24 protein-coding genes are annotated in these 26,022 nt (G+C 72.4%); 14 read left to right on the top strand and 10 right to left on the bottom strand.

The genetic code is table 11. The features are described 5' to 3' along the window. Positions 1–17 precede the first annotated feature (17 nt). From AB0P24_RS01570 to AB0P24_RS01560, 3 genes are read right to left on the bottom strand one after another with little or no spacing between them, the layout of a single operon-like run. Positions 18–3,530 carry a 5-oxoprolinase/urea amidolyase family protein gene (locus AB0P24_RS01570; RefSeq protein WP_365789876.1) on the bottom strand — a complete coding sequence of 1,171 codons (3,513 nt, stop codon included), beginning with the start codon at positions 3,528–3,530 and terminating at the stop codon, positions 18–20. After that, entirely contained in the window at positions 3,527–4,132 is a 606-nt protein-coding gene (locus AB0P24_RS01565; RefSeq protein WP_365789874.1) for an urea amidolyase associated protein UAAP2, read from the bottom strand. The genes AB0P24_RS01570 and AB0P24_RS01565 overlap by 4 nt, the downstream gene beginning before the upstream one ends. Further along, a complete protein-coding gene (locus AB0P24_RS01560) occupies positions 4,129–4,953 on the bottom strand; it encodes an urea amidolyase associated protein UAAP1 (RefSeq protein ID WP_365789872.1) in 825 nt (274 codons plus the stop codon). The genes AB0P24_RS01565 and AB0P24_RS01560 overlap by 4 nt, the downstream gene beginning before the upstream one ends. A 187-nt stretch (positions 4,954–5,140) precedes the next feature. On the opposite strand from AB0P24_RS01560, the gene AB0P24_RS01555 reads away from it, so the two are divergent. The 6 genes from AB0P24_RS01555 (at position 5,141) to AB0P24_RS01530 (ending at position 10,695) form a co-directional block, all read left to right on the top strand. After that, a complete protein-coding gene (locus AB0P24_RS01555; protein ID WP_365789870.1) occupies positions 5,141–5,767 on the top strand; it encodes a TetR/AcrR family transcriptional regulator in 627 nt (208 codons plus the stop codon). A 335-nt stretch (positions 5,768–6,102) separates the two neighbouring features. Next, on the top strand, positions 6,103–7,725 hold the full coding sequence (locus AB0P24_RS01550) for an ATP-binding protein (RefSeq protein WP_365789868.1): 1,623 nt from the start codon (positions 6,103–6,105) through the stop codon (positions 7,723–7,725). Next, positions 7,722–8,129 carry a roadblock/LC7 domain-containing protein gene (locus AB0P24_RS01545; RefSeq protein ID WP_046726726.1) on the top strand — a complete coding sequence of 136 codons (408 nt, stop codon included), beginning with the start codon at positions 7,722–7,724 and terminating at the stop codon, positions 8,127–8,129. Before AB0P24_RS01550 ends, AB0P24_RS01545 begins: the two co-directional genes overlap by 4 nt. Beyond that, positions 8,126–8,551, top strand: a complete 426-nt coding sequence (locus AB0P24_RS01540; RefSeq protein WP_365789866.1) for a DUF742 domain-containing protein — start codon at positions 8,126–8,128, stop codon at positions 8,549–8,551. Before AB0P24_RS01545 ends, AB0P24_RS01540 begins: the two co-directional genes overlap by 4 nt. Continuing rightward, positions 8,532–9,152: an ATP/GTP-binding protein gene (locus tag AB0P24_RS01535; RefSeq protein WP_365789864.1), complete on the top strand. Its 621-nt coding sequence runs from the start codon at positions 8,532–8,534 to the stop codon at positions 9,150–9,152. The genes AB0P24_RS01540 and AB0P24_RS01535 overlap by 20 nt, the downstream gene beginning before the upstream one ends. Before the next feature lie 52 nt (positions 9,153–9,204). Beyond that, a complete protein-coding gene (locus tag AB0P24_RS01530; RefSeq protein ID WP_365789862.1) occupies positions 9,205–10,695 on the top strand; it encodes a cytochrome P450 in 1,491 nt (496 codons plus the stop codon). A 109-nt stretch (positions 10,696–10,804) separates the two neighbouring features. Here AB0P24_RS01530 and AB0P24_RS01525 read toward each other — a convergent pair whose 3' ends face one another. Continuing rightward, positions 10,805–11,752 carry an RluA family pseudouridine synthase gene (locus tag AB0P24_RS01525; RefSeq protein WP_365789859.1) on the bottom strand — a complete coding sequence of 316 codons (948 nt, stop codon included), beginning with the start codon at positions 11,750–11,752 and terminating at the stop codon, positions 10,805–10,807. A 106-nt stretch (positions 11,753–11,858) separates the two neighbouring features. Next, a complete protein-coding gene (locus AB0P24_RS01520; RefSeq protein WP_365789857.1) occupies positions 11,859–13,364 on the bottom strand; it encodes an amino acid permease in 1,506 nt (501 codons plus the stop codon). Positions 13,365–13,601: 237 nt separating this feature from the next. On the opposite strand from AB0P24_RS01520, the gene AB0P24_RS01515 reads away from it, so the two are divergent. The 3 genes from AB0P24_RS01515 to AB0P24_RS01505 all read left to right on the top strand — a co-directional run bounded on the left by AB0P24_RS01515 (position 13,602) and on the right by AB0P24_RS01505 (position 16,224). Further along, on the top strand, positions 13,602–14,237 hold the full coding sequence (locus AB0P24_RS01515) for a PadR family transcriptional regulator (protein WP_365789855.1): 636 nt from the start codon (positions 13,602–13,604) through the stop codon (positions 14,235–14,237). A 197-nt stretch (positions 14,238–14,434) separates the two neighbouring features. Beyond that, positions 14,435–15,451: an ATP-binding cassette domain-containing protein gene (locus AB0P24_RS01510; protein ID WP_365789854.1), complete on the top strand. Its 1,017-nt coding sequence runs from the start codon at positions 14,435–14,437 to the stop codon at positions 15,449–15,451. Continuing rightward, positions 15,448–16,224 carry an ABC transporter permease gene (locus AB0P24_RS01505; protein ID WP_365789852.1) on the top strand — a complete coding sequence of 259 codons (777 nt, stop codon included), beginning with the start codon at positions 15,448–15,450 and terminating at the stop codon, positions 16,222–16,224. Before AB0P24_RS01510 ends, AB0P24_RS01505 begins: the two co-directional genes overlap by 4 nt. Positions 16,225–16,276: 52 nt before the next feature. Here the strand turns inward: AB0P24_RS01505 and AB0P24_RS01500 are convergent, their stop codons facing one another. Beyond that, positions 16,277–17,122 (bottom strand): siderophore-interacting protein, encoded by an 846-nt coding sequence (locus AB0P24_RS01500; protein WP_365789850.1) that lies wholly within the window; start codon positions 17,120–17,122, stop codon positions 16,277–16,279. 117 nt (positions 17,123–17,239) lie between these two features. After that, a complete protein-coding gene (locus AB0P24_RS01495; RefSeq protein ID WP_365790167.1) occupies positions 17,240–18,169 on the bottom strand; it encodes a 5'-3' exonuclease in 930 nt (309 codons plus the stop codon). Between the two features lie 293 nt (positions 18,170–18,462). Here AB0P24_RS01495 and AB0P24_RS01490 point away from each other — a divergent pair, with 293 nt between their 5' ends. The 3 genes from AB0P24_RS01490 to AB0P24_RS01480 all read left to right on the top strand — a co-directional run bounded on the left by AB0P24_RS01490 (position 18,463) and on the right by AB0P24_RS01480 (position 20,435). Further along, positions 18,463–18,906: a hypothetical protein gene (locus tag AB0P24_RS01490; RefSeq protein WP_365789848.1), complete on the top strand. Its 444-nt coding sequence runs from the start codon at positions 18,463–18,465 to the stop codon at positions 18,904–18,906. A gap of 118 nt (positions 18,907–19,024) precedes the next feature. Then, a complete protein-coding gene (locus tag AB0P24_RS01485) occupies positions 19,025–19,597 on the top strand; it encodes a helix-turn-helix domain-containing protein (protein ID WP_234531467.1) in 573 nt (190 codons plus the stop codon). 70 nt (positions 19,598–19,667) lie between these two features. Further along, positions 19,668–20,435 carry a helical backbone metal receptor gene (locus AB0P24_RS01480; RefSeq protein WP_365790165.1) on the top strand — a complete coding sequence of 256 codons (768 nt, stop codon included), beginning with the start codon at positions 19,668–19,670 and terminating at the stop codon, positions 20,433–20,435. Here the strand turns inward: AB0P24_RS01480 and AB0P24_RS01475 are convergent. Then, positions 20,347–21,465, bottom strand: a complete 1,119-nt coding sequence (locus AB0P24_RS01475; protein ID WP_365789846.1) for a TDT family transporter — start codon at positions 21,463–21,465, stop codon at positions 20,347–20,349. The two genes, AB0P24_RS01480 and AB0P24_RS01475, sit on opposite strands and share 89 nt — an antisense overlap. Positions 21,466–21,536: 71 nt before the next feature. Between AB0P24_RS01475 and AB0P24_RS01470 the strand changes: the two genes are divergently transcribed. Then, positions 21,537–22,457, top strand: coding sequence for a LysR family transcriptional regulator (locus AB0P24_RS01470; protein ID WP_365789844.1), 921 nt, complete (start codon positions 21,537–21,539; stop codon positions 22,455–22,457). 532 nt (positions 22,458–22,989) lie between these two features. Here AB0P24_RS01470 and AB0P24_RS01465 read toward each other — a convergent pair. Both AB0P24_RS01465 and AB0P24_RS01460 read right to left on the bottom strand, forming a co-directional pair. Further along, on the bottom strand, positions 22,990–23,682 hold the full coding sequence (locus tag AB0P24_RS01465) for a gamma-glutamyl-gamma-aminobutyrate hydrolase family protein (protein ID WP_365789841.1): 693 nt from the start codon (positions 23,680–23,682) through the stop codon (positions 22,990–22,992). Between the two features lie 70 nt (positions 23,683–23,752). Continuing rightward, entirely contained in the window at positions 23,753–24,487 is a 735-nt protein-coding gene (locus AB0P24_RS01460; protein ID WP_365789839.1) for an FCD domain-containing protein, read from the bottom strand. 170 nt (positions 24,488–24,657) lie between these two features. Between AB0P24_RS01460 and AB0P24_RS01455 the strand changes: the two genes are divergently transcribed. Then, complete coding sequence (locus AB0P24_RS01455; RefSeq protein WP_365789838.1) at positions 24,658–26,016, top strand: glutamine synthetase family protein; 1,359 nt, start codon at positions 24,658–24,660, stop codon at positions 26,014–26,016. The last annotated feature ends 6 nt before the right edge of the window (positions 26,017–26,022 follow it).

Raw genomic sequence — 26,022 nt, 5'->3', positions numbered from 1 at the left:
GGTCTTGCTCCTCGGGGTCAGTTCCGGGCCGGTGCCAGGACGAGCAGGGCCGTGCCCGCCTCCACCTGGTCGCCGGGCCGTGCCAGGATCTCCGTGACGACACCGGTCATCGGCGCGTGCACCCTGGACTCCATCTTCATCGCCTCCAGGGCGAGCAGCGGCTGCCCGGTGGTCACCGCGTCCCCCGGCGCCACGTTCAGCTGCCATACGGAGGCCGCGAACTCGGCCTCTATCAGACGGCCGCCCGGCGGCACCGCCACCTCGGCGGGCTGGGCGGCGGGCGCCGTGGCCGCCTCGGCCCGCGCGAACTCGCCCGCCGCTTCCCAGGCGTCCCGCTCCGCGGCGAAGGCCTTCTGCTGGCGTGCCCTGAACTCCCCGATCGAGCCGGCATGCGTGGCGAGGAACTCCTGGTAGGCCGCGAGGGAGAAGGTCCCCTCCTCGATGCGCGGCACGAACCGGCCGGAGACGATGTCGGCGCGCAGTTCGAGGAGTTCGTCCGCGTCCACCGGGTACCACCTGATCCGGTCGAAGAAGCGCAGCAGCCACGGCCTGCCCGGCTCGAACGCGCCGCGCTGCTGCCAGCCCGACCAGACCTGGGTCGTACGGCCCACGAACTGGTAGCCGCCCGGGCCCTCCATGCCGTAGACGCACAGGTAGGCGCCGCCGATGCCGACGGAGTTCTCGGCGGTCCAGGTGCGGGCCGGGTTGTACTTCGTCGTGACCAGGCGGTGGCGCGGGTCGAGCGGGGTGGCGACCGGGGCGCCCAGGTACACGTCGCCGAGGCCGAGGACCAGGTACTCCGCGTCGAAGACCGTGCGGTAGACGTCCTCGACCGAGTCCAGGCCGTTGATCCGGCGGATGAACTCGATGTTCCACGGGCACCAGGGGGCGTCGTCGCGCACCCCCGCCATGTAGCGGGCGATCGCCTCGCGGGTCGCCGGGTCGTCCCAGGAGAGCGGGAGATGGACCGTGCGGGAGGGCACCACCAGTTCGTCGCTGGGCGGCAGTCCCACGACGATCTCCCTTACCGCGCTCAGGAGTCCGGCCTGGGCGAGGACGCTCGGGTCGGTCTGGATCTGAAGCGAACGGATGCCCGGAGTCAGGTCCGTGACGCCGGTCAGGTCCGCCGCCGTCACCGCCTCCATCAGCGCGTGGACGCGCATCCGCAGGGCCAGGTCGAGTTGCATGGGGCCGAACTCGACCAGCAGGTTGTCGTCGCCGCTGCGCCGGTAGGTCACGTCGCCGTCCCGGGCGAGGACACCGCCGTCGAGGATCTCGGGGCGGGGCGCGCCCGTCACGTCGACCGGGGTGAAGCGGACCGTGTCGCCGGGGCGGAGCTGGCCGAGCTTCCAGCGTTCGCCGCTCAGGACCGTCGCCGGGCACACGAACCCGCCCAGGGAGGGACCGTCCGGACCGAGCAGGACCGGCATGTCACCGGTGTAGTCGACCGCGCCGACCGAGTACGGGGTGTCGTGGATGTTGGAGGGGTGCAGACCCGCCTCACCGCCGTCGGTGCGCGCCCAGCGCGGCTTGGGGCCGACCAGCCGGACGCCGGTGCGCGCCGAGTTGAAGTGCACCTTCCACCGGGCCGCGTAGAAGTCCCGGATGTCGTCCTCGGTGAAGAACTCCGGGGCCGCGTGCGGGCCTTCGACGGCCGCGAGGTGCCAGTCGGCGGTGAAGCGCGGACGGTCGGCGACGGGCTCGCCGTCGGTCACGGCCCCGCCGTGCAGGACGTCACCCGTGCGCAGCGCCCGGCCGCCGTGGCCGCCGAACCGGCCCAGGGTGAAGGTGCTCGCGCTGCCGAGGAAGGCGGGGACGTCCAGGCCGCCGCCGGCGACGAGGACGTAGGTGCGCAGGCCGTGCTCGGTGGGGGCACCGATCCGCAGCAGCGCCCCAGCCGGGACGGTCACCGGCTCCCATTGCGCGACCGGCGCGTCGTCGACCGTCACCGGGGCCGGGGCGCCGGTCACGCAGACGGTGGTGGGGTGGGTGAAGCGCAGGGACGGGCCCCGCAGGGTGCACTCGAGGCCGGGCGCGCCCTCCGGGTTGCCGAGGGCGAGGTTGCCGAGGCGGAAGGAGCGGTCGTCCATCGGACCGCTCGGGGGGACGCCGACCTGCCAGTAGCCGGTGCGGCCCGGCCAGTCCTGGACCGTGGTGAGCGTGCCGCCCGCGACGACCTCGATCCGGGGGGTGGGGTCGGTGACCTCGGCGAGGGTCGCCGTGGAGTGGGCGGCGGCGCGGAACGCGGGGTCGGCGAGCGCCGCGCGCACCAGGCCGAGGTTCGTCTCGATGCCGTCGACGCGGGCGGCGGTCAGCGCCTCGTCCAGCCGGCGCAGCGCCTCGGCGCGGTCGGGGCCGTACGCGATCACCTTCGCGAGCATCGGGTCGTACGACGTGGTCACCTCGGTGCCGGTCTCCACCCAGCTGTCGACGCGCACCCCCACGGGGAACTCCACCCGGGTCAACAGCCCCGCGCTGGGCCGGTGTTCGCGGGAGGGGTCCTCGGCGTAGACGCGGGCCTCGACGGCGTGGCCGCGCGGTTCGCCCGGGTCGCGGACCACGTCGGTCTCGCCGCCCGCGAGGCGCAGCATCCAGGCGACCAGGTCGACGCCGTAGATCTCCTCGGTGACCGGATGTTCCACCTGGAGGCGGGTGTTGACCTCCAGGAAGTAGGCCTCCTCGCGGGCCGCGTCGTACACGAACTCGACCGTGCCGGCCGAGCGGTAGCCGACCGAGGCGCACAGGTCGCGGGCGGCGGTGGCGAGTTGGGCGCGGACCCGCGGGGGCAGGCCGGGGGCCGGGGCCTCCTCGACCACCTTCTGGTTGCGGCGCTGGAGGGAGCAGTCCCGGTCGCCGAAGGTGACGACCCGGCCGTGGCCGTCGCCGAAGACCTGGACCTCGACATGGCGGGCGTGTTCGACGAGGCGTTCCAGGAAGACGCCGGCCAAGGAGAAGGAGGCGGCGGCGACCCGCTGCACCCGCTCCCAGGCGTCGGTCAGTTCATCGGCCGATCGACAGGCCGACATACCGATACCGCCGCCACCGCCGGTCGCCTTGAGCATCACGGGATAGCCGATCGCGTCCGCTTCGCGGAGGGCTTCGGCCAGGTCGGTCAGCAGCCCGGTGCCCGGTGCCAGGGGCACCCCGGCGGCCTCCGCGGCCGCCCGCGCGGTGTGCTTCGCACCGAACAGTTCGAGTTGCTCCGGGGTCGGGCCGACGAAGACGATGCCGGCTTCCTCGCACCGGCGGGCGAAGGCGGCGTCCTCGGACAGGAAGCCGTAGCCGGGGTGGATGGCGCCCGCGCCGGTGTCCTTGGCGGCCTTCAGGACCAGGTCGGCGTCGAGGTACGACTCCTTCGCCGGGGCCGGGCCGAGCCGGACCGCCTCGTCGGCGAGGCGTACGTGCGGTGCCGAGCGGTCGGGGTCGGAGTAGACGGCGACCGTGCGCAGGCCGAGGGCGCGGGCGGTGCGGATGACGCGGACGGCGATCTCGCCACGGTTGGCGACCAGCAGCTTCTCGAAGGAGGTCATCCCGCGGCTCCGGTGATCGTCATCTCCACGGCCGTGGGGTCGAAGCCGTTGCAGGGGTTGTTGATCTGGGGGCAGTTGGAGACCAGGACGAGGACGTCGCGTTCGGCGCGCAGGGTCAGCTTCCGGCCCGGGGCCGAGAGGCCGTCGACGATGCCGAGGGTGCCGTCCTTCTCGACGGGCACGTTCATGTACCAGTTGATGTTGGAGACCAGGTCGCGCTTGCCGAGGCCGTGCCGGGCGCCCTCCGCGAGGAAGTTGTCCACACAGGCGTGCTGGGACCAGGTGTGGTGGCCGTAGCGCAGGGTGTTGGACTCCTTGGAGCAGGCGCCGCCGACCGTGTCGTGGCGGCCGACCTCGTCGGCGGTCACCGTCATCAGCGGCGTGTGCTCGTTGGAGAGCAGCACGCTGCCGGTGGTCAGGAAGATGGAGCCCTGGGCGTGGATGGTGTCGGGCGCGCTGTAGCGGACCGACGTGTCGTGGGCGTCGTAGACGAGGAAGTCGACGGCCTGGTTGCCGTGCAGGTCGGTGATGGTGAGGGACTCGCCCGCGCGGATCACGGCGGACCAGGCGGCGCGGGCCGGGACAACGGTCTGCGTGCTCATGCGAGCCCCCTCGCGGCGAGGAATTCGGCGGTGTTGAGGAAGGCGCGGCGGCCCTCGGGGGTGGCGTCCCAGAGCGGGGCGCCGGGCGGCGTGGGCGCGGCGCGCCAGGCCAGGACCTCCAGCGGGGTGCTGACGTAGTCGGGGCGCGAGTCGGCCGGGTGCGGGACGTTCGCGATGAGGACGGTCACGTCCTGCTCGGCGCGGAGCGTGACGCTGCCGCCGGGGCCGGCCGAGCCGGTGAAGTCCAGCGTGCCGTCGTCGCGCACCTCCACGCCCTGGAAGAACGACAGGGACGGCGGCAGGTCGCGCGGTTCCAGGCCGTTCTTGGCCGCGGCCAGCTTGAACAGCTCGCGGCCGGCGGGGGAGGGCGACTGCGGGGCGCCGTCGCCGTACCGCTCGGTGTTGCGCAGGAGGGTGGAGGTGCCGCAGAGGGCGTCGTGGCGTCCGGAGGAGTCGGCCACCACGGAGGCCAGCACGCGGCCCTGGTCGGAGAGGAGCAGCACGCCCTCGCCGAGGTAGGCGTTCCACTGGACCTTGACCGTGTCGGCGACGTTCAGCCGCTCCCAGGGGCGGTCGGCGGCGTACAGCAGGAGGTGGGCGCAGGCGTCGCCGTTCAGGTCGGTCAGGCGCAGCTCGGTGCCGCGCGCGAGGACGCGGTGCGTGTAGTTGCCGCCGGCCACCGTCTCGGCCCACACCAGGTGGCCGGCCTCGCAGGGCGGGTCCGGCCAGTCGGCGGCCGGTACCACGGGCATGGCCTCGGCGCGGGTGCCCTCCTGGGCGCGGGCGTGCGCCCGGGCCCCGTACGTGGTCGCTGTCGCCATCGCTGACCTCCGGCTCCTTCAGCTGAGAGGGTTATTTCTGTCGCTCGACAGAAATTAGGGTCGGGTGGGGTCGGTGGCGTTGCCGTGGCGTTCCGGCCCGGTTACCGAGGGCTCACCGGGGGCGGTGGCCCGTCGGCCGGGGCGTCGGCGTGACCGCCGTACGGCGTCGTGTGCGAGGATCGAACGCATGGGGACGAGCAGTGGCCGCCGGGTCGGTCGGCCGCGGGCCGCGCAGCGACCGGACAGCGGTCTTGAGCCGCGGGCCGAACTGCTCGCCGCGGCGGCCGAGTTGTTCACCACCCGCGGTTACGCGGCCACCACCACCCGGGCCGTCGCCGAGCGGGCGGGCATGCGGCAGGCGTCGATGTACCACTACGTCTCCGGCAAGGAGGAACTCCTCGCCGAGCTGCTGGAGTCCACCGTCACGCCGTCCCTGGCCTGTGCGCGGGAGCTGCTCGCGGACGACCTGACCCCGGCCGAGGAGCGGCTGAGGATCCTGTGCCGGGCCGACGTGGAGCTGTTGTGCGCCGGACCGCACAACCTGGGCGCGCTCTACCTGCTGCCCGAGGTGCATACCGACCGGTTCGCGGGCTTCCGCGCCGTGCGCGCCGAACTCAAGGACGCCTACCGGCAGTTGATCGCCGCCACGGTGGCCGGCGGGGCGCTGGCCAAGAGGGAGCTGGAGCTGCGGACCGATCTCGTCTTCGGGCTGATCGAGGGCGTCATCCTGGTCCACCGGTCCGAACCGGAGCGCCCCGCCGACGAGTTCGCCCGCGCCACGGCCGAGGCGGCGCTGCGGATCGTCGGGGTCTGAGGGGCCCCGTCCGGGCCGGCGGGGGTCTCGCTCCGGAGGCTCCTTTCACCCATCACGGCGAGTGACCCCGCACACCTGTACGCCATGACAGGCTGCGTTCGAATGAATGCCCTGCGTGCAAAACGACTGAGGCTACTCCGGTCCTGTGGGCGTTTTCAGGTGCTCGCCGAATATGACATGGCGTTGATCCGGTCGGACTAAGCTCGCCCGCGGCGCACCGAGTTGAGGTGAATTCGTGCGCCTGTTCCCAATCGTACGGAAGATCCAGACTGCTCCATGAACCTTCCCCATGCGAACTTCCCCGACACCCAGCCGATTCGTCTCAGAAGGCATACATGGTGAGTGTGCAATCGCCTCCCAATGGCCGTGAACTCCCCCTGGCGCGCGTGCTGTTGCTGCCCGCCGCACTGATGGCCGCGGCGACCGCCGCCGCCGTCGTCCTGGTGGCGGGGTCCGCCCGGCTCGCCGTCGGCGCGTGCGGGTCCGTCGGCATGCTGCTGGTGCTCGCGACGGCGGCGGAAGCGGTGCGCCGCGGCCGCAGGCTCCGGGACGCCCAGGCCGAGCACGACCGTCACCGTGCGTATCTGGAACAGTGCCTCACCGTGAGCGAGGCGGAGATCGACCGCCTCGGCCGGGAGGTCTTCCCGACCGCGCTCTACCGGCTGAAGGCCGGCGAGTCGCCCAAGGAGGTGGTCCGCCAGCTCTTCGACGTCGACCCGCGGATGCGCCACGCCCCCGAGTCGCAGCGCCGGCTGATCCGCATCATGCTCGACATCGTCGACGAGGAAGACCTCCAGCGCGACTCCCTGGAGCGCTCGTTCGTCAGCGTCGCCCGGCGCGTCCAGGCCATCGTCCACCAGCAGGCCCACGAACTGCGGGAGATGGAGGAGGACCACGGCCGCAACCCCGAGGTCTTCGACGACCTGCTGCGCATCGACCACGGCACCGCGCTGATCGGACGCCTCGCCGACTCGGTCTCCGTGCTCGGCGGCGGCCGCCCCGGCCGCCAGTGGCCCAACCCCGTCGCCCTCTACAGCGTGCTGCGCGGCGCCATGTCCCGGATCCTGGAGTACCGGCGCATCGAGCTGCACTCCATCTGCCAGGTCAACATCAAGGGCACCTCCGTCGAGCCGGTCATCCACGCGGCCGCCGAACTCCTCGACAACGCCACCCGCTACTCGCCGCCCTCCACCAAGGTGCACGTCACCGCCGTCGAGGTGCAGTCCGGCGTCTGCATCGAGATCGAGGACGCCGGCGTCACCCTCAACGAGGAGGCCCGCGACCGTCTGGAGGGCCTGCTGGAGAAGGCCAAGCAGGGCAAGGACATCCAGGTCCTCGGCGAGAACCCGCGCCTCGGCCTCTCGGTCGTGGGCCGCCTGTGCAAGACGTACAACATGGACGTCTCGCTGCGCGCCTCCGCGTACGGCGGCGTCCGGGCCGTCCTCATCGTGCCCAGCGACATGATGACCACCGACCCCGCCCCCGGCATCGCCCACGGCATCGGCGCCACCGGCATCCCCCAGCCCGAACTCGGCGCCCTCGAAGGCCCCAAGCGCCCGCCCAAGCGGCGCCGCCCCACCAGCCCCCGCATCCCCGCCGGGATCTCCATGGAGGACGACGTCCCCGAGGTCACCGAATGGACGGCGGGCGGGCTGCCGCAGCGGCGCAGCCGGATGAAGACTCCGCTCAGCCAGCGGATCGCCGAGCAGGCCGCGATCGAGCGCGCCGAACGCGAGGGCAACCCGACCATCTGGTCGCAGCACAAGGAACCCGAGCCCGAGAAGCCGGAGCCGGAGCGCCGCGAACCCGGCCTCTGGGTCGATGCCTTCTGGGAGGGGCTCAAGAAGAACAACCCGGGTGTCCACCCCACCGACTTCACCCGGAACCCCACCAAGTACCTGCATCTGATCAACGATCCGGCCGGCACCGAAGCCGACGACGAGGGGGACCTCAAGTGATCCAGCAGCGAGGCAACTTCGACTGGATGCTCAAGCAACTCGCCGACGGAGTACCGGGCGTCGAGATGATCGTCGTGCTCTCCGCCGACGGCCTGCGCATCGCCCGGCACGGCGGCGACCCCGACGCCGCCGACCGGCTCGCCGCCGCCTGCGCGGGCGTGCAGAGCCTGGCCGGTGCCGTCGCCCAGGAACTCCCCATCAGCAACGGCGACATGAACCTCGTCCTGATCGAGATCGACAGAGGCTACTTCTACCTCATGTCCGCCGGCGCCAACGCCTACCTGGCCGTGCTGGCCGACGTCACCTGCGAACCGGGCCGGATGAGCGAGATGATGCGCGACCTCGTCGTCCGCATCGGCGCCCACCTCACCAGTCCGCCCCGGCGGAACGGGCAGACCGTATGACTCCTCCGCAGCGCAAACGGCGCCGGCCCAGGCCGGACGGTCCGCCCCCGCTCCCGTCCACGCCGCCGGCCCCCGAGAGCGGCGGCGAGGACGGCGACAACAAGAACCCCGAACGGCTCTACGTCATCAGCGGTGCCGACGGCGCCCGGGCCGAACTCGACCTGGTCACCCTGATCGTGGCGCGCGCCGCCCCGCCGCCGTCCGTCACCCCCGAGCAGGCGGCGCTGCTCCGGCTCTGTCCGGCCCCCCTGTCCGTGGCCGAACTCTCGGCCTACCTCAACCTGCCGTTCAGCGCGATGACGGCGCTGATCACCGAGCTGATCACGGCCGAACTGGTCCAGGCACGCGCCCCGATCGTCCGCCAGGCGCTCCCCGACCGTTCACTTCTCGAAGCGGTGATGCATGGACTTCAAAAGCTCTGACACGATTCCCGGCCCCCGCAGCGAGGACCATCTGCCGCACACCGCCCAGGCCGCGGTGAAGATCGTGATCGTGGGCGGCTTCGGGGTCGGCAAGACCACCATGGTCGGTTCCGTCAGCGAGATCAGACCGCTGACCACCGAGGAGACCATGACCCAGGCGGGCATCGGCGTCGACGACAACTACGGTTCCGACTCCAAGACCGCCACCACCGTGGCCATGGACTTCGGCCGCATCAGCATCACCGACCAACTGGTCCTCTACCTCTTCGGCACCCCCGGCCAGGAACGCTTCTGGTTCCTGTGGAACGGCCTGTTCGAGGGCGCCCTCGGCGCGGTCGTCCTCATCGACACCCGGCGCCTTGAGGTCAGCTTCGACGTCATGGGACGCCTGGAAGAACGCGGCGTGCCCTTCGTCGTCGCCGTCAACTCCTTCCCGGACGCGCCCCGTTACCCCATCGAGGAACTGCGCACCGCGCTGGACCTGCCCCCCGACGTCCCCATCGTGGAGTGTGACGCCCGCCGCCGGGCCTCCAGCCGGGACGTCCTGATGACCCTGATGCGCTTCCTGCACTCGCTCGCCATGTCCGGCGCCCTCACCTGACACCTCTTCCGGGTTCTCTCGAACTCTTTCGGATCTCCTCGGAGCGATCACTGTGACGCCTGAATCCCCCTTCCCGGCCGGTACCAGCACGGACCCGGCCTCGAATCCGGTCCCGGTCCCGCCCCCCGGCTGTCCGGCGCACGACCGCGGCCCCGGCGGACTCCAGCGGCTCTACGGCGCCGACGCGGACCACCTGGGCGAGCTGTACGAGAAGCTGCGCGAGGAACACGGCCCCGTGGCGCCCGTCCTGCTCCACGACGACGTACCGATCTGGGTGGTCCTCGGGCTCACCGAGAACCTCCAGATGGTCCGCACCCCCGCCGTCTTCACCCGGGACAGCAGGATCTGGACCCCGCTGCGCGAGGGCATGGTCAAGCCGGACCACCCCCTCATGCCGCACATCGCCTGGCAGCCCATCTGCTCGCACGCCGAGGGCGAGGAGCACATGCGGCTGCGCGCGGCCGTCATGGGCGCCATGACCACCATCGACCACCGCAGCATCCGCCGCCTCATCGGCCGCTACACCCAGCTGCTGGTCAACGAGTTCTGCGAGAAGGGCCGCGCCGAACTGGTCTCCCAGTACTCCGAGCACCTGCCGATGGCGGTCATGTGCGAACTCCTCGGCATGCCCGAGGAGTACAACGACCGGATCGTGGAGGCCGCCCGGGACATGCTCAAGGGCACCGAGACCGCGATCGCCAGCAACCAGTACGTCATGGGCTGCCTGACGCGGCTCACCGCCCGGCGCCGGGCCCGCTCCGAGGACGACTTCGCCAGTCACCTCATCAACCACCCGGCCGGGCTCAACGACGACGAGGTCGCCCAGCACCTGCGGGTCGTCCTCATCGCCGCCTACGAGACCACCGCCAACCTCCTCGCCAACGCACTGCGCATGGTCCTCACCGAGCCCGGCTTCCGCGCCCAGCTCAACGGCGGCCAGATGACCGTGCCCGAGGCGATCGAGCAGTCGCTGTGGGACGAGCCGCCGTTCAGCACCGTCTTCGCCTACTTCGCCAAGCAGGACACGGAACTCGGCGGCCAGCGCATCCGCAAGGGCGACGGACTCCTCTACGCGCCCGCGCCGGGCAACGTCGACCCCCGCGTCCGCCCCGACCTGAGCGCCAACATGCAGGGCAACCGCTCCCACCTCGCCTTCGGCGGCGGCCCGCACGAATGCCCCGGCCAGGACATCGGCCGCGCCATCGCCGACGTCGGGGTCGACCAGCTGCTGACCCGGCTCTCCGACATCCAGCTCGACTGTGACGAGGAGGAGCTGCGCTGGCGTGCCTCGATCGCCTCCCGGCACCTGGTGGACCTGCCGGTGCGCTTCGACCCCAAGCCGAAGCAGGACGTCACCCTGATGCCGAGCCCGGCCCTCGTCCCCCCGCAGCGCACCGACTGGCAGGTCGGCACGACCCGCCCGGCAGCACCGGAGCCGGCCCCCGTGCCCCGGCCGGCGGCGCCCGTGGCCGTGACCGCCTCCGAACCGGTCGGGCCACGCGGTATCTGGCCCAGGCTGCGCCGCTGGTGGCTGGGCCGCTGAGCGCTCCGCGGGAAGCGCCGCGATGGGCCGGCGGCCGGCTGCGGCAGCCTCGTGGCCGGTCGCGCCCACGCGGCGGCAGCCGCACAGCTTCCTACAGCCCCGGGCCCCTTCAGGGCGCTGCCCAGTCCTCGTACGACTCCCAGGCCCGCAGCGTCCGCCCGCTGCGCAGCCGGTGCTCCACCCCCGTGACCGGGTCGGTGAACTCCAGCCTCCGCGCCAGCAGTTGCAGCGGACGACGGAAGTCACCGTCCGGCACGGGGCCGGTCACGACCGGATACAGCGGATCGCCGAGGATCGGCACACCCAAGGCGCTCATGTGGACGCGCAGCTGATGGGTCTGTCCGGTGTGCGGGGTGAGCCGGTAGCGGCCCAGGTCTGCCCGGCGTTCGACCAGCTCGACGAGGGTCTCCGCGTTGGGTTCCCCGTCGATCTCCCGGGCCGCGGGCACCCCGCGCTCCTTGAGGATGCGACTGCGCACGGTCCGGGGAACGGCGAGCGAGGGATCGTACGGCGCGATCGCCTCGTACTCCTTGCGCACCCGCCGCTCGCTGAACAGCGTCTGGTAGGTCCCGCGCTCCTCGGGCCGCACGACCAGCAGCACGAGCCCGGCCGTGAGCCGGTCCAGCCGGTGCGCGGCCCCGAGCCCGGGAATCCCGAGCTCCCGCCGCAGCCGGGCGAGGACGGTCTCGGTGACATGACTGCCCCGGGGGGTGGTGGCGAGGAAGTGCGGTTTGTCGACGACGACGAGGTGGTCGTCGCGGTGGACGACGTCGAGGGGGAAGGGGACGGGGACCTCGGGGGGCAGGTCGCGGTGGAACCAGAGGTAGCGGCCGGGGGAGTAGGGCGTGTGGGCGGCGACGGGGTTTCCGTCGGCGCCCACGACGAGCCCTGAGCCCAGCATCTCCGCGACGACACCGGGACCTGCTCCGGAGAGCCGTGCGACGAGGTATTCGCCGACGGTGGCCCAGCCGTCGCAGAAGGGCAACCGCACCCGGACGGGGTCGACCCCCTGGCGCTGGGGGAGGGGAGAGGGCGGGGCCGCGGTCTTGCGTCTCATTTGCAGCCAAGGCTACGGGGAACGCCCCCTCGGAGGCGCGGGGCCGTATCGGCATGCGGCTCCGCCGCGTGGGCGCGACCAGCCCCGCGCACCCGCACCCGACCGGCTACGCCACGGGCTCCGGCACGGCAACCGCACTGTGCGACTCCGTCCGGGTGAGCCGCCAAGCGCCGCCCGCCACCACGGTCCCGACCAGGAACAGCACGGTGAACCAACGGAAGTACCAGTGACCCCCCGCAGGGTCGTACACCGCTCCCCGAGGCCACGCCAGATTCACGGTCATCACCAGCCCGTACAGCAGCGCGACCGCGTTCACCGGCACCCCCCACCGCCCCAGCGAGAACAGCGGAGCCCCGGTCTCGTCCGTCCCCTCGACCCGGAACTCACCCCGCAGCCGCCGCACCAGCAACGGTCCGGTCACCATCGCGTAGGCGAGATACAGCATCACGATGCAGGTGGTCCCGATCGCCAGGAACGCGTCCGGTGACCCGAAGTCGAGCAGCAGCAGCGCACCGGCCAGCACCCCCACCACCACGGCCGGCGCCGCCGGCATCCCGGTCCGCGGATTCACCCGCGCCAGCCGGTCGGCGAACGGCAGCTGCCCGTCCCGCGCCATGGAGAACAGCATCCGGGACGCCGCCGTCTGGATCGCCAGCGTCGCCACCGCGATCGCCACCACCACGTCGGCCAGCAACACCCGACCCACCCCGTCCCCGAGGCTGCTGGTCAGCACGTAGCTGAGCCCGTCGACCCCCAGGTGCCCGTCGGTCAGGCTGGGCGCGGCCAGCAGGCCGCCCAGGATGACCAGGCCGCCGAGCAGGCCCGCGGCGGTCAGCGCCGTGAGGATCGTGCGCGGCGCCGTACGCCGCGGGTGGTGCGTCTCCTCGCTCATCTCCCCCGCGCTGTCGAAGCCGATCATCACGTACGCCGCCGTGAACGAGCCGACCAGCAGCGCGCCCAGCAGGCCGCCCTCGGCGGCCGTACCGGTGTGGAACGTGATGCCGGGGGAGCGCTTGGAGTGGGTGAGCAGGAGCACGATGATCAGGACCGCGCCGATGATCTCGGCGGTCACCCCGACCCGGTTGATCACGGACATCACGCGGTTGTCCACGATGTTGGCGAGGGTGGTCAGCACCAGCAGTACGACGCCCAGCACAGCGGCGTTGGCAGCCCCGTCGGCCGAAGCCGGCGAGGGATCCGTGCCGATGAGCTGGAAGCCGGACCAGAGGGCGGGCAGCACCATCTGGAGCGCGAGCGCGGCCGCCGCGACCACCACGATCTGCCCGATCACCATGATCCAGCCGGCGAACCAGCCGAAGGACGGGTTGGACAGGCGGGAGGACCACTGGTAGATGGCGCCGGAGATCGGATAGCGCCCGGCCAGTTCGGCGAAGCACGCGGCCACCAGCAACTGGCCGATCAGCACGGCCGGCCAGGCCCAGAAGAAGACCGGGCCGCCGAAGGCGTACCCGAAGGCGAAGAACTGGAAGACGGTCGTCAGTACGGAGATGAAAGAGAACCCGGCGGCGAACGAGGCGTACCGGCCGAGGCTGCGGTGCAGCTCCTGGCGGTAGCCGAACTCCTCCAGGGAGCGGTCGTCGAGTGTCGTCACGGCGGCACCTGCCTGTCAGGCGGACTTCCTGTCTGGGACGGGAATCGCGGATTTCCTGTCGGGCGACAGAAATTAGGGACGCGCTGTTTCGGACGCGTCACGCCGGCGTGTCCGGGGCGGGCCCAAGTCCTCACTCCCTTGCGGACCCGCCCCAGACGCGATACATCGTGTGTATTGACGTCTTCGGTCGACTCGCGATATGTTCGGCCACGGATATTCGGAGGCGAGGTGGTCGGCGTGGCGGCGAAGCGGCGCAAGCTCAGCAATCCCCTGGCGCTCGTCGTGCTGACGACCCTCTGGCAGAAGCCGATGCATCCGTACGAGATCGCCCAGACCCTGCGCCGACAGGGCAAGGACACCAGCACCCGGATCAACTACGGCTCGCTCTACACGGTCATGCAGAACCTGGAGAAGCACGGCTTCGTCGAGGTGGCCGACGTGGAGCGGCGGGGCAACCGCCCGGAGCGCACGGTCTACGGCATCACCGACGCCGGGCGCGAGGAGATGATCCACTGGCTGTCCGACCTGATGGCCGTCCCGGCGAAGGAGTACCCGATCTTCGAGACGGCGCTCTCGCTGATGGGTGCTCTGCCGCCGGACGAGGTCGAGCGCCTGCTGGAGGAGCGGCTGAGCTCCCTGGAGGTGGAGGTCGCCGGGGGCAGGGCCGTGCTGGAGAAGCTGCACGAGACGCTGCCCCGGCTGTTCGTCGTCGAGGTCGAGTACCACCTGCACATGCTGGAGGCGCAGACCGAATGGGTCCGCGGCTTCGTGCGGGAGATGCGGGACGGTTCGCTGCCGGGCGTCGAGGGCTGGCGCCGGTTCCACGAGACCGGCGAACTGCCCCCGGAGTTCACGGAGGTGGACCAGCAGTAGAGGAAGCCGAGAGAGAAACAGACCCCGGCAGAGCTGTTGCAGCAGCTCCGCCAGGGTCTCGAACCCCGAGCTGAACCCGCCGTGAGGCAGATCCGGGCGATCGAGGTGCGGCACACCCAGGATAGCCCGGTGCTCCTCAAGCGGATCAGCTGTCATCCCCTGTCATCTGTCATCCGCTCACTCAGGAGAGCCCTGTCATGAACACCCGTGCGCCCGCAGTGCAGGCGCGCCAGCTGATCAAGACCTATCCCGGTGACGTCACCGCGCTCAACGGCATGGACGTCACCGTCGAACCCGGCACCGTCTTCGGGCTCCTCGGGCCCAACGGCGCCGGCAAGTCCACCACCGTCAAGATCCTCACCACTCTGGCCCGCCCCGACTCGGGCACCGCCACCGTGGCCGGCCACGACGTGCTGCGCCACCCCGACCGGGTGCGCCGCGCGATCGGCGTGGTCGCCCAGAACTCCGGCGCCGATCCCGTCGCCACCGGCCGCGAGAACCTCCGGCTCCAGGGCAGGCTCTACGGCCTGCGCGGCGCCCCTCTCGACCGCCGCGTCGACGAGTTGCTGGACCGCTTCACCCTCACCGAGGCGGCCGGCCGCCAGGTCAAGGGGTACTCCGGCGGGATGCGGCGCCGGCTCGACGTGGCCCTCGGGCTGGTCCACCGCCCCGAGGTGCTCTTCCTGGACGAGCCCACCACCGGCCTGGATCCGGAGGCCCGCACCGCGATGTGGGAGGAGATCGGCCGGCTGGCCGGGGAGGAGGGCCTGACCATCCTGCTCACCACCCACTACCTGGAGGAGGCCGACCGGCTCGCCGAGCGGATCGCGATCGTCGACCGCGGCCGGGTCGTGGTCGAGGGCACCCCCGACTCCCTCAAGGGCGAACTGCGTGGCGACGCCGTCCACGTGGAGCTCCGCGAGGCGCCCGGGGAAGCCGGCCGCACCCTGCTCACCGGCGCCCTGACCGGGCTGCCGGGCGTGCACGAGGTGCTGTTCGACGGGCGCCGGGTCAGCGCCCGCGCCGACGACGGGGCCGCCGCGATGCCCGCGCTGCTCGCCGCCCTTGAGCGGGCCGGGGTGACCGTGGTGTCGGCGACCGTCGCCCGGCCCTCCCTCGACGACGTCTATCTGCGCTACGCCGGCCGCCGTTACGCCGAGGCCGACGCCGCCGACGGCTCCGGCACCCTCGCCCTGGCCGGAGGTGCGCGATGAGCAACGCCGTATCCCAGACCTGGTACATGACCCAGCGCCAGCTGCTGGTGTTCGCCCGCCAGCCCGCCTACGCGATCATCACCCTGATCCAGCCGGTGTTCTGGCTGTTCCTGTTCGGCAACCTCTTCAAGAAGGTCGTCGAGCTGGGCGGCTTCGGGACCACCTCCTACCTCGACTACCTGGTGCCGGGCGTGGTGGTGATGAGCGCCCTCAGCTCCAACATGTGGGCGGGCATGGGCACGTTGGAGGAGATCCAGCGCGGCACCCTCAACCGCTTCCTGACCACCCCGGTCAGCCGGGCCGCGCTGATGAACGGCAATGTGGTGAACAACGGCCTGGTCACCGCGGGCCAGTCACTGATCATCGTGCTGCTCGGCCTGCTGGGCGGCGCCGACTACCCGGGCGGGATCGGCGGCACGGCCGTCCTGGTGGTGGCAGCCGTACTGCTCGGCACGATCTTCGGCGCGCTGTCCAACGCGCTCGGCATGCTGGTCCGGGAGCGCGAGTCGATCATCGGGATCAACACCTTCCTGCTGCTCCCGCTGACCTTCCTGTCCAGCGCCTTCATGGCGCCGTCCCAGATGCCCGGCTGGATGCGGCACATAGCCGACTGCAACCCGCTCAACTGGGCGATGGTGGCGGGCCGTTCGGCGATGTCGGCGGATCCCGACTGGGGGGCGGTGCTCGGCCGCGGCGGAGCGCTGCTGGCGCTGGCGGTCGCGGCCGTGTGGCTGTCGATCAGGACCTTCAGGTCGTACCAGCGCTCTGTCTAGACCGGCCGGCGCGGGCCCGGCGGCACCCTCGGGTGCGGCCGGGCCGCATGTCTCAGGCCGCGGCCGCGTCGCTCTCCTGCTCCGCCTCGATCCGGGCGTTCCACTCGCGCTTGGAGGCCTGCCAGCCGTCCTCGTTGTGGCCGAGCCGCCAGTAACCGGAGATCGACAGGGCCTCGCGCGGGATCCCGTTCTCCACGCGCAGCAGCGCCCGCAACTCCTTCACGAAGCTCGCCTCGCCGTGCACGAAGGCGTGCACCCGGCCCTCCGGGAACTCCAGCGCCCGTACGGCCGCGACCAGGGCTTCGCCGACCGGCCGGGAGCCGCGGTGCAGCCAGACGACCTCGACGTCGGAGTCGATCTTCTGCTCCTCCTTGGGGCCGGAGACCTCGACGAAGGCGAACACCTTCGCTTCGGCCGGCAGGGACTCCAGGGCGCGGGCGATCGCGGGCAGCGCGCTCTCGTCACCGGCGAGCAGATGCCAGTCGGCGTTCGGGTCGGGGGCGTAGGCACCGCCGGGACCCAGGAAGCGCACGGTCTCGCCGGGCTGGACCCGGCAGGCCCACGGCCCGGCCAGGCCCTCGTCGCCGTGCACCACGAAGTCCAGGGTCAGCTCCCGGTGTTCGGGGTCCCAGGAGCGCACGGTGTAGGTCCGGGTCACCGGCCAGTGCTCGCGGGGGAACTCGGCGCGGATCCGCTCCAGGTCGAAAGGCTCCGGATAGGTGACGCCCTCCGGTCCGAAGAGGAGTTTCACGTAATGATCGGTGCAGGTGTCCGCGGCGAAGCCGGCCAGTCCGTCACCGCCGAGGACCACGCGCTGCATGTGCGGGCTCAACCGTTCGGTGCGCACCACCTGAGCGGAATGGGGCTTGCGCGGCTTACGTCCCGAGCGTTCTGCCATGACCGGCCTCCCTGCTCAATTGGTTAGGTTTGCCTAAGTTAGCACTTCCCTTCCAGTTAACACCTCTTCCATGAACACTTGATGAGCGGGTTTTGCCGGAAGCATTCCTTCGACGGGTCAGGCTTCCAGCGTCGCCAGCAGGCGGGTCAGCGAGCCGCCCAGGCCCCAGCGGGCGGCCAGCGCGTTCAGCCCCGCCGGGTCGCGGGGGGCCTTCGGCAGCGCGGTGTCGACGCCCGGCAGCGGGACGTCACCGGCGACCCGGACCACCCGCGGGGCCACGGCGACGTACGGCCGGGCCTCGTCCAGCCGCTTGCGCTGCGACGGCGTGAGTTTCGCCTTCGGGTCGTCGACCGCGGCCATGATCCCGGCCAGGTCGCCGAACTCGGCGAGAAGCTTGGCGGCCGTCTTCTCCCCGATGCCCGGCACCCCCGGCAGGCCGTCGCTCGGGTCGCCGCGCAGCAGCGCCAGGTCCGCGTACCCGCGCCCGTCGACCCCGTACTTCTCGCGCAGCCACGCCTCGTCGGTCGTCTGCAGCGTGCCGACACCCTTCAGCGGGTACAGCACCCGCACCCCGCGCGCGTCGTCCACCAGCTGGTAGAGGTCGCGGTCGCCGGTGACGATGTCCACCGGACCCTCGGCGCGCGCGGTGAAGGTGCCGATCACGTCGTCGGCCTCGTACCCGGCGACGCCGACCCGGGCGATGCCGAGCGCGTCCAGGACCTCCTCGATGACCGGCACCTGCGGGGAGAGAGTGTCCGGCACCTCCTCCTCGTCCGGTCCGCTCTCGTGCTCCTCGGCGACCCGGTGCGCCTTGTAGGAGGGGATGAGGTCGACCCGCCACCGCGGCCGCCAGTCGGCGTCCATGCAGGCCACCAGCAGGTCCGGACGGTGGTCCCTGACCAGCCGGTCGATGAAGTCCAGCAGTCCGCGCACGGCGTTCACCGGCGTGCCGTCCGGAGCCCTCACGGAGTCCGGGACGCCGAAGTAGGCGCGGAAGTACAGCGAGGCGGTGTCGAGAAGCATCAGTCGTGCGGTCACGCCCCGCATCATGCCGTACGGCACTGACGGCGACCGGGCGCTGTGCCGGGAGCCGCGGGCCGACACCCCGGCACCGGCCGCCCCTCCCGGCCCGCCGGCGGCGCCTGCGGACGGGGCCGCGCCTACGAAAAGGATCCGGCCAACCACATGGCGCTACGGCGCAGCCCGAGCCGTTCCGCCCCGTCGGCCGCAACGGCCGACCGCACGTTCGACGCGAGCCGCGCCCTGCCCCCGCTGCGCCGAACGCGCCCCCGACGGCACCGCGGTCCAGGGCGACCCCGGGAAAGCGACCGGCCCCTGCCGTGCCGACCGCGCCACCCGCCGCCAACTCCGAGCCAGGCCTGGGGTACTCCACCGTCCGGCGGGCCCGCCCGGAGCACCGCCTCGACCAGGCACTCCGCGCCCGGGGCGGCGCCGGGAACATCGGCGGCCGCCCGCGCATTGAACTCAGGGGGTGCTCCTCCTGCCGACCGGGGGGCGGCGCCCGCGAGACGACGGCGGGAGCCGGCCGGCGTACACCCGCGACCCCGCCTCCGGCCGGGCCGACCGGTACCACCCGCGCCCCCGGCGGCAGCGGCGCCTTCGCCCGTCCCCCGGCCGGGCCGGTCACCGGCCCCGACTGCCGGCCGGCCCTCCTGGTCAGCGCGTTCATCCCGAAGGAGGAGCCGGCGCCCGGCGAGTGCGGCCGGCCGGCGTACTGGCGCGAACTGTGGGGGTCGGACTCACCGGACGTGACAGGGATGTGACGGCCGCCTGAAACGGTTTGCCGAACATGCGTAGGGTGCAGAGAACCCATCAGGAGGGACCCGGCCGAGGCGGGGCACCCGGAGGACGGAACGACGAGCGAAGGAGGGAGCCGGAGCGATGGGCGACCACAAAGACCAGCAGCCCGTGCGGGTGGGCGCGGCAGTCCGGCGGCGCCGCCGCGCGCTGGAGCTCACCCTCGCCGTCGTGGCCGAGCGCAGCGGCCTGTCGGTGCCCTTCCTGAGCCAGGTCGAGAACGACAGGGCCCGCCCCAGCCGCACCTCCCTGGAGAAGCTCGCCGACGCCCTGCGCACCACGGCCGTCGAACTCCTCGCCGCCGCCGACCCGGCGTGCAGCGTCGACGTCGTACGGGCCGAGGACGCCACCGAGCCGGACTTCGCACCCCAGGTGCGTTCCCTGGTCCGCGGTCACCACCAGCTGCACGCCTCGGAGTTCACCGGCGACCACGACGCCGGCCGCGAATTCCAGCACCGCAACGACGAGTTGATGTATGTCGCCGACGGCGCCGTGGAGATCGAGGCCGAGGGCCGCGCCTACCGCCTCGGCCGCGGCGACACCCTCTACCTCACCGGCGGAGTCCGCCACCGCTGGCGCGCGACGGTCCCGGACACCCGGGTGATCGTGGTGGCGGTGGCCGAACACATCGAGGCAGTCCACGATCGCCAGCGCTGACGTTCCCCGCCCTGGAACGCCCGGCTCCGAAGCGCCCCGCGAGGGGCGCGGGGCCGCATCTGATAAGCGGCTGTCGCCGCGCGGGCGCGACCAGCCACAACGCACCCGCGGCGCACCGCCGCGCGTCGTCTCCCTCGTACCGTCGCTCACCGAGGCGATCGCCGAGACGCACCCGGGGGTCCTCGTCGGCGCCACGGACTGGTGCACCCACCCGGCCCCTCTCGACGTCCCGCGCGTCGGCGGCACCAAGAACCCCGCCCTCGACCGGATCCTCGCCCTCACCCCCGACCTGGTGATCGCCAACGAGGAGGAGAACCGCGCCCCCGACCTGGACGCGCTGCGCACGGCGGGCCTGGAGGTCCTGGTCACGGAGGTGCGGGACCTGCCGCAGGCCTTCCGCGAACTGGAGAGGGTGCTGACCGCGTGCGGGGCGAGCGGCCGTCCCCGCTGGCTGGACGAGGCGGAGCAGGCGTGGTCCGCGCCGGTGCCCGCCGACCCCGTGACGACGGCGGTCGTACCGATCTGGCGGCGGCCCTGGACGGTCCTGGGCCGGGACACGTTCGCGGGCGACGTGCTGGCCCGGCTGGGTGTGCGCAACCTCTTCGGGGGACACCCCGAGCGCTACCCCCGCATCCCGCTCGGGGAACTGCGCGACGCGGCCCCCGACCTGGTCGTCCTCCCGGACGAGCCCTACCGCTTCACCGCCGCCGACGGCCCCGAGGCGTTCCCCGGACCGCCCTGCGCGCTGGTCAGCGGACGGCACCTGACGTGGTACGGACCCTCACTGGCCGAGGCGCCCCGGGTGCTGGCCGAGGCCCTGCGAGCAGCTCACCGCTGAGCAGCCCGCGCACGGTGCCGGAGGCGGCCGCCAGCCACCCGGCGACGAGGACGGCGTACAGGGCCGCCGCCAGCCAGTGGTACGCGGCGAGCCTGGTGTGCCGCCCGAGCGCGGCGGCGCCCGTGACACACGTCCCCACGGGGAAGGTGAACGCCCACCATGCCATGGTGAACCGCATCCCCTGCCGCCGCGCCCGCGCCACATGGACGGCCGCCAGCGCCAGCCACAGCAGCGCGAACCCCATGACCGGAACGCCGTACAGCACCGCGAGGAGGCCGAAACCAGCGGCGTACGGCGCCGGTACCACGCCGGGGGCGAGGTCCGCGAAGGCGCCCACCGCCGTCGTGGACTGCCCGAGCGGGCCCAGCACCAGGAAGGCCGTGGGGGTCAGCGCGAGCGGCAGCGGACCGCCGGCGACCAGTCGGCCGAAGACGAGGGCCAGCATGAGCAGCGTGCTGAGCAGACTCAGCCCGAAGAGCGCGAAGCAGCCGTAGAGCAGGGTCTCGCGCGGCTGCCCGGACGGCAGGTGCGGGACCAGCTGCGGCCCGAGCGCGGCCGACACCATGGGCGCGACCAGCGGCAGCAGCCACACCGGGGAGGCCTGACCGGGTTCGACCCGATGCCGTACGGCCATCAGGTACGGCACGGTGACGGCCGCCGCGAGTCCCACGGCGGTACCGGCGACGAAGAGCACGGAGCCGAGCGTGACGGCGGCGGGCTCCCCGATCCAGTCCCGCCCGAGGGCCAGGGCACCGCCGCCGACGGCGAGCAGGGCCATGGCGAGACAGCCGTAGAAGGGTGCCACGGCGGGGTCGAGGAGATGCGCGCGGGCCTGGTCGCGGTGGTGGGCCCAGTGCAGGGCCCGGGCCGCCAGCAGGACCACGAGCTGCACCAGGGACAGCGCCCAGACGCTCACGAAGAGCTCGCGCAAGCCGTTGGCGCCGAGTGCGCCGCCGCCGAGGGCGAGGGCGGCGGTGCCCATGACGGACGCGTACCAGTTGGGGCCGAGATGACGGACTGCGGTGACCATGAATCCAACGGTTCCGCTGTGCCGCGCCGCCGACCAGGGAGCTCTTCTCTATGGGGGCATAAGCTGGTCTTATGAGCGAGACGGAGGAACGGGCGGCAGGGGGCACGCTCGCGCACCGGGTGCCGGACCTCGGCGCGCTGGAGCTGCTGCTGGCGGTGGCGCGGCTGGGCAGCCTCGGGGCGGCGGCGCGGGAGGTCGGCATCACCCAGCCGGCGGCCAGCAGCCGGATCCGTTCCATGGAACGGCAGCTGGGCGTGGCCCTGGTCGACCGCTCGCCGCGCGGCTCCCGGCTCACCGACGCGGGGGCGCTGGTGACCGACTGGGCGCGGCGGGTGGTGGAGGCGGCGGAGGCCTTCGACGCGGGCACCCAGGCGCTCCGGGACCGGCGGGACTCGCGGCTGCGAGTGGCGGCGAGCATGACTATCGCCGAGTACCTCCTGCCCGGCTGGCTGCTCGCGCTGCGAGCCCAGCGTCCCGACACGGCGGTGTCCCTGCTCGCCGGCAACTCGGCGGCGGTGGCCGAGCGGCTGCTCGCGGACGAGGCGGACCTGGGCTTCGTGGAGGGCCTGACGGTCCCGCACGGCCTGGACTCGGCGGTGATAGCCCACGACCGCCTGATCGTCGTGGTCGCCCCCGCCCACCCCTGGGCCCGCCGCCGGCGCCCGCTCGCGGCGGCGGAGCTGGCGGCGACCCCGCTGATCCTCCGCGAACGCGGCTCCGGCACCCGCCAGGTCCTCGACACGGCGCTGGGCGGCCTGGCCCGCCCGCTGATCGAACTGTCGTCGACCACGGCGGTGAAGGCGTCGGCGGTCGGCGGAGCGGGGCCGGCGGTCCTCAGCGAACTGGCGGTGGGGGAGGAACTGGCGATGCGGCGGCTGGTCGCCATCCCGCTGGAGGGCATCGCCCTCCGCCGCGACCTACGGGCCGTATGGCCGACAGGCCACCGCCCGACCGGCCCCGCCCGCGAGCTGCTTTCCCTGACCCGGGGTTGAGAGCCCTTTCGCCCACCCACCACCCGACTCGGTCACTCAAAGAGGACCGGTCTGAAAGACAGCCTGTGCGCGGCGCTTGAGGGCGAGGGCCGGTCCGTGCCCGCCTCCAGCCTGTGCGGCGCTTGAGGATGAGGGCTGGTCTGTGCCCGCGTCCTGCCTGTGCGGCGCTTGAGGATGAGGGCCGGTCTGTGCCCGCGTCCTGCCTGTGCGGCGCTTGAGGGCGAGGGCCGGTCTGTACCCGCCTCCAGCCTGTGCGGCGCCCGAGGGCGAAGGCCGGTCCGTACCCGCCTCCAGCCCGTCCGGCGCTTGAGGACGAAGACCGACCCGCGCCCCACCACCAGCCCACCCGGCGCGGGAGGGCGAGGGCCGGTCCGCGCGCCTCACCCACCAGCCTGTCCGGCGTTTGAGGACGAGGCCGTTCAGGCCGATGCGGGGGGGGTCGGGGGGCGGCGGCCCCCGGAGCGGGAGGTCGAAGGGGGGGCGCCCCCTGGAGGACGGGACGGGTAGGGGCGGCGGGGGCGAAAACCGCTGCTCAGCGCGCGGACGCGGCGGCGACCAGTGCCCCCATCACCCGCAGGTCCTCGCCCATCTCCGGATGCCACTGCACCCCGAGGACCCAGCCGTCTCCGGCGGGCAGTTCGATCGCCTCGACCGTTCCGTCGGCCGCGTACGCCGACACCAGCAACCCCGCGCCGAGGCGGTCCACCGCCTGGTGGTGGAAGGTCGGGACCGGCGTCTCCTCCGGCACCATCCCGGCGTACATGGTGCCGGGGACCGGCTTCACCTCGTGGCGGCCGAACACCCCGGGCACCTCCGCATGGCCGTCGATGTGCTGGACGAGGGTGCCGCCGAGGGCGACGTTCAGGAGCTGCATGCCCCGGCAGATCCCGAGCAGCGGTACCCCGGCGGCCAGCGCGGCGTCGATGAGGGCCAGTTCCCAGGCGTCCCGGGCGCGGGCGGGACGCCCCGTGCGCGGGTCGGGCTCGGCGCCGTAGCGGACGGGCTCCACGTCCGGGCCGCCCGCGATCACCAGGCCGTCCAGGCGGGCCACCGTCGCCGCCGCGTGCTCGGGGGCGTCCGGCGGCAGCAGTGCGGCCAGGCCGCCGGCCCGCTGGACGAGGCGTGGGTAACCGGCCGGCAGCAGGGCCGCCTCCAGCTCCCAGACTCCCCAGCGTGCTCCGGCCTCCAGGTATGTGCTCACGCCGATCAGCGGCCGCCCGGTCATGGACCCTCCCCGGTCATAAGGTGTACGTGCGTACCTTTATCGCACACCTCGATGACGCGTCGGCCGGCCGTCACGCCAGGAAGCCCCGCAGCAGCGCCGCCGTCCCCGCGCAGTGCTCCCGCATCATCTCCCGCGCGCCGTCGGCGTCCCCGTCCAGCACCGCCTCCACCAGGGCGATGTGCTGGCGCTGCGAGTGCTCCAGGTTGCGGACCAGCAGCGGGATGCAGTCGAGGAGGTCGTTCACCGTCGCCCGCACCGCCGCGTACTGGGCGGTGAGGGACGGGGAGCCGCACAGCTCGGCGATCGTCAGATGCAGCAGGGTGTCCAGGCGGCGGTAGTCCGCCAGCGGCGCCTCGTGCGTGCGGGCCAGTGCCTCCCGCAGCCTGAGCGCCTGCTCGCCGGTGAGCCCGTGCGCCGCGCACAGGCCCGCCGCGCCCACCTCCAGGACCTCCCGGAACCGGAGTACGTCCTCGATGTCGATCTCGGTGATCCGGCGCCGCAGCTCGTCCTCGCCGCCCGCGTCCGTGCGCGGCAGCACGAACGTCCCGCCGTACCGTCCGCGCCGGGACTCCACCAGGCCCTGGTCCTGAAGCACCTTCAGGACCTCGCGCAGCGTCACCCGGCTGATCCCGAGCCGCTCCGCCAGAACCCGCTCGGCGGGCAGCCGCTCGCCGCCCGGAACCAGGCCCAGCCGGACGACCTGCAGGATCTGCTCCAGCGCCTCCTCGAAGCCGTTGCCCGCCCGCACCGGTCGCAGCACCGGAGTCAACGGGTCGTCGAGGGCGCCGTCCGCGTCCAGCGACATATGGCCGTACCCCCTTCCCAAGCAATGGTTCTCTTCAATACCTTAGGGCTCCCTGTCCGGCCGCAGAAGCGCATCGCCAGCAGTAGCCGCAGCAGACCCGCGGTAGCAGCAGTCCCAGCAGTCCCAGCAGTCCCAGCGGTACCAGCGTGAAAGAAGCCGAAGGAGCTCCCGTGGCAGACCGCACACCCCCGCTGAGCGTCGAGGAGCTGCACACCCTCGTCGCGAGCGGTGAGATCGACACTGTCGTCCTGGCCTTCCCCGACATGCAAGGGCGGTTGCAGGGCAAGCGGTTCGCCGCCCGTTTCTTCCTCGACGAGGTCCTGCGCCACGGCACGGAGGGCTGCAACTACCTCCTCGCCGTCGACACCGAGATGAACACCGTCGACGGCTATGCCATGTCCTCCTGGGACCGCGGCTACGGCGACTTCGCCATGCACCCCGACCTCGCCACCCTCCGCCGCGTGCCCTGGAACGCGGGCACGGCGATGCTCATCGCCGACCTCGCCTGGAACGACGGCTCCCCGGTCGTCGCCGCGCCCCGGCAGATCCTCCGCCGCCAGCTGGAGCGCCTCGCCGAACTCGGCTACACCGCACAGGTCGGTACGGAGCTGGAGTTCATCGTGTTCAAGGACACCTACGAGGCGGCCTGGGACGCGAACTACCGGGGACTGACGCCGGCCAACCAGTACAACATCGACTATTCGGTGCTGGGCACCGGACGGATCGAGCCCCTGCTCCGCCGGATCCGCAACGAGATGGCGGGCGCGGGCCTGACCGTCGAGTCCGCGAAGGGCGAGTGCAACCCGGGCCAGCACGAGATCGCCTTCCGCTACGACGAGGCCCTGGTCACCTGCGACCAGCACGCCATCTACAAGACCGGCGCCAAGGAGATCGCCGCCCAGGAGGGCGTCTCCCTGACCTTCATGGCCAAGTACAACGAGCGGGAGGGCAACTCCTGCCACATCCACCTGTCGCTGGCGGACGCGGAGGGCAACAACGCCTTCGCCTCCCAGGGCCACATGTCCGACGTGATGCGGCACTTCCTCGCCGGACAGCTCGCCGCCCTCCGCGACTTCTCGCTCCTCTACGCCCCCAACATCAACAGCTACAAGCGGTTCCAGCCGGGCTCCTTCGCCCCGACCGCCGTCGCCTGGGGCCAGGACAACCGCACCTGTGCACTGAGGGTCGTCGGCCACGGCCGTTCGCTGCGCTTCGAGAACCGGCTGCCCGGCGGCGACGTCAACCCGCACCTCGCCGTCGCCGGTCTGGTCGCGGCCGGCCTCCACGGCATCGAACAGAAACTGGAACTCCCCGAGCCCTGCCCCGGCAACGCCTACACCGCCGACTTCGCCCACGTCCCGACCACCCTCCGCGAGGCCGCCGAACTCTGGGAGAACAGCCCCGTGGCGAAAGCGGCCTTCGGCGACGAGGTCGTCGCGCACTACCGCAACATGGCCCGCGTCGAGCTGGAGGCCTTCGACGCCGCGGTGACCGACTGGGAGCTGCGCCGCTCCTTCGAACGCATGTGAGGCATC

The organism is Streptomyces sp. NPDC086519 (assembly GCF_040686075.1).
Lineage (GTDB): Bacteria > Actinomycetota > Actinomycetes > Streptomycetales > Streptomycetaceae > Streptomyces > Streptomyces shenzhenensis.
The sequence above is the reverse complement of the archived record's forward strand: the minus strand, read 5'-3'. Positions and strand labels throughout refer to the sequence as shown.